We start from the raw sequence: 4,516 nt of genomic DNA on the forward strand, positions 1-4,516 counted from the left end.
AACCCGGGTTCTGACAGCGCCTCGGTAGTGGCCAGTACGGCATCGGCATGTTCCTGGTAAAAGGTGCAGGCCGTACCGGCGACGGTGGGCTGAGCTCTGTTGCTGCTCGGCCGATCCTCAGCCCAGCTCGTCGGAACGGCCGGCTTCGATACGGGACCACTGGGCAATGGGGCGTCCGTTCGTGCGCCACACCTCGGGGTTCTCGGCGGAGTACCAGGGCTGGGGCCAGCCGTTGGGGGAGTTCTCCCACGCCTCCTGGCGTCCGTAGACGGTCATGTCCAGCAGCCCGTGGGTGGGAGTCATGACCTCGACGCCGCGGCCGCCGGTGCAGTACGTCTCGAAAACCCGTTCGCCATCGCGGACATAGCAGACAAGGTGGTGACGCTGCCAGTCACGGCCCTCCAGCAGCTGCGCCGCCGTCTTCTCGGCCGAGTACCACGGCATGTCCAGGCCCAGGAAGTCCCGGTAGCGGACGCCGGCCTCGTACGGGCCCTTGCAGAGCGTGGCGTACGTGGCGTCGCGGGAATGGATGTAGGACAGCTCGCGGACCTGGCAGTTGAAGAACGTGCAGCCCTCGCACTGCTCCGCGGCGGGCCGACCGGGCCACCAGGCATGGAAGTACGCGATCAGCTGTCTGCGGCCTTCGAAGACGTCGAGGATCGTGACCGGTCCGTCAGGACCGATCACCTCGATCGTGGCGTCGACCTCCACCATCGGCAGCCGCCTCCGCGCCGCCGCGATCGCGTCCCCTTCGCGGGTATGCGCCTTCTCCCGTGCCAACAGCTCGTTCCGTGCCTCCTGCCAGGTCCTTCTGTCCACCACAGGCGGGAGGGCCGGGCCGGGTCCTCGGTCTTTCATGAGCCCCTCCATACGGTCGTTGCAGATGCCCACCGCGCTGACCACCACGCACGGTGGGATGAGCCTTTGACGGCCATCTGCGGTTCCACGGCCAAGAACTGCCCCAGCAGATCACCGGACGCACCTGGCTGCGGCTGTTGGATACCGTGGACCAGCCATTTGGCTCGTGGTGGTGGAGCGAACGCGTGAACCGGGTTCGCGCACCGTCACTTTCTCCTGACCAAGCGGTCAGCGAACGAGAAGTGCCACCTGGAGGTTCGGCCTGTTCGCCGACCCGGCCGCGCAGGGTGAGGGCGCGTGCTCCACGCGGATCTGCCCGGTGGTGACGTCGGAGATCCCGGCAGCGCTGATGGTGCCGGAGCCGTTCGATCAGCGGATCTCCCGTCACGACGGCCGGACGTCACCGGCAGGTCACCACCGGCAGGTCGTCGAAGGCCGGCCCCGGAGCGGATTCGGCCGCGGTTCTCGCCGACTCCTCACAGCCCGGGGCACCGCCCGCAGCTCCAGCCGTGATGGATCGGCCGCCGGCCGCCCGTCGAAGGTGACGGTGAACCACGTCGTCACCCTCTGTCCCGGGCTCGGCGTACGGCGCCGGCCCGGTCGTCCAGGATTCCGGCATCGGCGGCATGCCCCGGGCGGCCGGGGCTGTTTCAGCGCCGACGGGTTCCCCGGGACCTGCCCTCCCCAGCTCCGCGCGCCTCATCCGCAGAAGACGAGCGGACTGCGCCGGACATGCGGCCGGAATCCCAGCCGGGTAAGTATGATCAAGCGATGTCTGACATGACGGAAACCACTCCCGGCTGGCTCACCACGGACGAACTGGACATGGCCAGGGCCCGGATGCCTGTCCTGTACGTCGAGGCCGTCCCTGTACGGGTGGACGAGAGCGGCGATGTCACCAGCATCGGGCTGCTCCTCCGGATCGGCACCGACGGAACCATCAGCCGCGCCCTCGTATCCGGCCGCGTCCTGCACCACGAGCGAGTCCGTGACGCCCTGCTTCGTCATCTGGAGAAGGATCTCGGTTCGGTGGCCCTGCCGCGTATCCCGGCCTCGCTGCAGCCCTTCACCGTTGCCGAATACTTCCCCACCACGGGCGTCACCCCCTTCCACGATCCGCGCCAGCACGCGGTGTCCCTCGCATACGTCGTGCCGGTGACGGGAGATTGCCGCCCGCGGCAGGACGCACTGGACCTGGTCTGGTTCAGCCCGCAGGAGGCGGCCTCACCGGCTGTGCAGAGCGAAATGCCGGGCGGCCACGGAGTGCTCCTGAAGCAGGCTCTGGCCCACATGGGACACACCTACTGAAGGACCTCGGGGTGACGGGCACTTCACCCGAGGCCCGTCCGCCTCGGCCGGAGGGGGCCTGCCTGAGGTCCGGAGAACGGATCGGGCACGGTCTCCCCGGCCGGGCGGCCGTGCCCCCCTCCCCCGCCCGCGCCGGGTCCTGGAGCGTCTGCACTGCGGCTCACTTCGGAACGCCCTCCAGCACCGCCCGGCCGAGCTCCGTCCGATGGTGGAGCACCCGCACGCCCTGACGCTGGGAGAGCAGCAGTCCCGCCTCGCGGAGCACGGTGGCGTGCCGGCTGGCTGTCGACGGCGCGAGGCGCAGCGCCGCGGCGATGTCCATCGTGGTCATCGGGCGGTCCAGCATCCGGAGGAGTTCGGCACGGGAGGCGCCGATGAGCTGCGCCACCGGGGCGTCCCCGCCGGAGCGGTTGCGTTCGAGCCAGCCGGGCGCGGGCGAGAGCGGGTGGACGAGGACCGGCGGCAGTTCCTCGTCGACAAGGGCGAGCGGGGCGCGTACGCAGAAGAAGGCCGGAACGAGCGTCAGCGTCCTGCCCCGCAGGCTCAGTTCACGCTCGACGGGGTACGGGGCGCGCAGCCTCCCCTCCCGGCAGCGCCATCCGGGCAGTTGGTCGTACCCGGTGAGCAGGCCCTCCGCGCCGTGGTTGAGGACGGCTTGGGCGCGTACGGTCCGGTCGGCTGCCGCCTGCGCGCGCATCGCGGTCAGGTAGGGCTCGACGGCGACCTGATGGTAGGCGCGCAGGGCCGTTCCCAGGTGGTGCAGCGCCCTGGGGCACCCGTCGGCCAGTGTGCGCAGGCCGACCGGGACAGGGCCTGCCGTGTGAGCGTGGAGCCGGACGATCTCTGCACGGAGGCGGCGCCGAGGCGTGGAGAGCAGCCGGTCGAGCCCGGTCTCCAGGTCCGTGTCCCCGCGGCCGGGCGTGAGGAAGTCCGGGAAGTAGGAGCCGTCCGGGCAGAGTCGCGTCAGTGCGCGTGTCACGGGCACGAGGCCGGACCGCCGCAGGGCCGCGACCACCTCCCGGCGCCATGTCCCGAATGCGAGCGGCGCTTGGCGGTTCTGCAGGAGGTGCAGACTCAGCGCGGTCTCCCAGAGCGGGTCCACGCTGGACGCGACGCGTAAGCGGGCCAGTTCCTGGCTCGTGAAGTCCACCCGTAGCACGCGCACCCCCGGTGGTCACGGGCGCCGGTGACGCCCGTCCAGCGAAACTCTACGCGCATCACAGAAATGACGCATGCATGCCAGATTTCTGTTGTGGTCCGGCGGCAGTCCGGCCGGAATGTGCGGCGGTCCGGCCGGAACTGCGCGTCGGCCGGACCACCGATGAGCCACTGCGGCGGCTCAGCAGAGCGGAACGCCGGGCAGCTTCGCGTCCGGGTGATCGATGTAGATGTTGCTGATGAAACCGTTCTGGTCACGCAGCTTGCTCCACCAGTTGTTGCTGTATCCCTCGGCGTTGACGGTGTCGCCCTGCTTCTGGCACAGCACGCGCACAGCCGTCGGGCCGGCGAGGGTGGTGACGACGGGCGCGCTGACGCGGGCGTCGGAACGGACATTCACCCCGCTGCCCCACGTGTTGAACGGGAGACCACTGCCGCCGCAGCCGTTGTCGCTGGTCAGGTACGCCTGGTTGTAGCTGCCGGGGTAGGAGAGGCCGGCGCCGTTGATGACGATGTTCTGGCCCACCCCGTTGAGTAGTTGCTCGTAGTGGATGTGTGCACCGGAGGAGTTGCCGGTGCTGCCGGTGACGCCGATCTGCTGCCCCTGGGCGACGGACGCACCGCTGGGGACGGAGTAGGCGGAGAGGTGGAAGTAGTACGTCTTCCAGCCGCCGCCGTGGTCGATGGCCACGTAGTTGCCGGCCCCGCTCGGTTGCGAGTGACGGGTCGCCGTGCCGGCTGCCGAGGCGAGCACCGGGGTGCCTGCCGTCGGACCGCCGTCGGAGCGCACGAAGTCCAGCGCCCGGCGCACTTCGGCCGAGTGGTGGCTGTACGTCCAGCGCTGGCCGCAGGGGTAGGGCGCCTTGAAGAACGGCGCGGCCGTCGCACCGGCCTCCCCCGCCTGTGCCGGGGCGACCGACAGTCCGGCCAGGGCCGTCAAAGCGGCGACGAACAGAGCGGGAAGGCGTCTGAGGAACCTCACGAATGCTCCTAGGTAGGGGAGGCGGCCCAGACGGAGCCGGGCCGGGGCGCGGTGGGACGTCGGGAACGTAGCGAGGGCCCGTACCGCTGGCAAGCGTGCGCCGGACTCCTTCGACCAGGGACGAATTGCTTGCGCCTCCCGCGGGGCCGCCACCACCGTGGCCTTCACGTGCCACAGTGTCACCAGGCCGCCGGCCCAGGTGCGTCCGTG

The 4,516-nt window shown here is 70.2% G+C and carries 4 protein-coding genes; 1 reads left to right on the forward strand and 3 read right to left on the reverse strand.

The window, feature by feature from the left end:
- Nucleotides 1–117 precede the first annotated feature (117 nt).
- Nucleotides 118–858 (reverse strand): DUF899 family protein, encoded by a 741-nt coding sequence (locus VN520_RS32185; protein WP_325750464.1) that lies wholly within the window; start codon nucleotides 856–858, stop codon nucleotides 118–120.
- Between the two features lie 771 nt (nucleotides 859–1,629).
- Between VN520_RS32185 and VN520_RS32190 the strand changes: the two genes are divergently transcribed.
- The gene (locus VN520_RS32190) at nucleotides 1,630–2,166 is read left to right on the forward strand and encodes an NUDIX hydrolase family protein (RefSeq protein ID WP_325750465.1); all 537 of its coding nucleotides are present in this window, start codon (nucleotides 1,630–1,632) and stop codon (nucleotides 2,164–2,166) included.
- A 160-nt stretch (nucleotides 2,167–2,326) separates the two neighbouring features.
- Here VN520_RS32190 and VN520_RS32195 read toward each other — a convergent pair whose 3' ends face one another.
- On the reverse strand, nucleotides 2,327–3,316 hold the full coding sequence (locus VN520_RS32195; RefSeq protein ID WP_325750466.1) for a winged helix-turn-helix domain-containing protein: 990 nt from the start codon (nucleotides 3,314–3,316) through the stop codon (nucleotides 2,327–2,329).
- A 189-nt stretch (nucleotides 3,317–3,505) separates the two neighbouring features.
- Nucleotides 3,506–4,306, reverse strand: coding sequence for a peptidoglycan DD-metalloendopeptidase family protein (locus tag VN520_RS32200; protein WP_325750467.1), 801 nt, complete (start codon nucleotides 4,304–4,306; stop codon nucleotides 3,506–3,508).
- Nucleotides 4,307–4,516 lie beyond the last annotated feature (210 nt).

It is taken from the genome of Streptomyces sp. (assembly GCF_035563135.1).
Classification (GTDB): Bacteria; Actinomycetota; Actinomycetes; order Streptomycetales; family Streptomycetaceae; genus Streptomyces.

What these genes read in the sequence shown, in the direction of transcription:
- VN520_RS32185 (WP_325750464.1), bottom strand. Translation starts at nt 858, where the DNA reads ATGAAAGACCGAGGACCCGGCCCGGCCCTCCCGCCTGTGGTGGACAGA.
- VN520_RS32190 (WP_325750465.1), top strand. Translation starts at nt 1,630, where the DNA reads ATGTCTGACATGACGGAAACCACTCCCGGCTGGCTCACCACGGACGAA.